At 63.4% G+C, this 725-nt stretch carries 1 tRNA gene and 1 pseudogene; both read right to left on the reverse strand.

Features of this window, described 5'->3' with window-relative positions:
• Positions 1-297 precede the first annotated feature (297 nt).
• Positions 298-363 (reverse strand) — tRNA-Pro (locus LNV23_RS23880).
• 198 nt (positions 364-561) lie between these two features.
• Positions 562-725 (reverse strand): annotated as a pseudogene (locus LNV23_RS23885) (HNH endonuclease); the annotation flags it as partial.

Here is a 725-nt window from a genome sequence, read left to right on the forward strand (position 1 = left end):
CGCTCGTTCTTCTTCACATTGACACGCTTGATCGTCATGGTGTTCTCCTTGTTGCAGCGTGTGTTTCAAATAGGATGCCGTTACAACGCGGACACGGACCTCGGATGCCAGGGGCTGGGTACCACGGTGCGTCGTCGACATGCCCTCCCTGGACATACCTCGGACTGGCCGTGGACGCAGACCCCGCGTGCCCGAAGCACAGGTGGCCGCGCTGGTGCCGTTCAAACCCGAAGGCAGACCGGCACGTTCGGCTGGGTGGTCTTTCGACCGTTTTTCACTGGCGTGACAGGCCATTTGTGGAGTGGGAGTCGAACCCACGACACACGGATTCCAAATCCGTTGCTCTACCCGACTGAGCTATCCAGTGGTGGCGAAACCGGGAGTCGAACCCGGACCCTTGCGGGACAACCGTGCTTCACCGTATCGGCCTCTTTCAGCAGAGCGGCATGCGCCGCAGCGACGGGACGAACCCGGCCACAGCGCACCGGTGGGGTGGTACCCCCGACCTGTAAGCCCTGCCTTCCAAGGCAGATCTGTTGGCGCCTGGGCCGACCCCGTGGATCAACTCAGGCGCGATTCTTTTGGCAGCCGTGCGGCCAGCCACTCATGCACGTCCGCACGAATCCGCCTGCCCTTGAGCAGGAAGTCCTCGAAGCGGCTGGGCACATAGGGCGTGAACAGCAGCGGCATCCTGGCCTCCTCCGGCGTGCGGTCGGCCTTGCGCG

The organism is Kinneretia sp. DJ1R-11, assembly GCF_025717595.1.
In the GTDB taxonomy this organism is placed as follows: domain Bacteria; phylum Pseudomonadota; class Gammaproteobacteria; order Burkholderiales; family Burkholderiaceae_C; genus Paucibacter_A.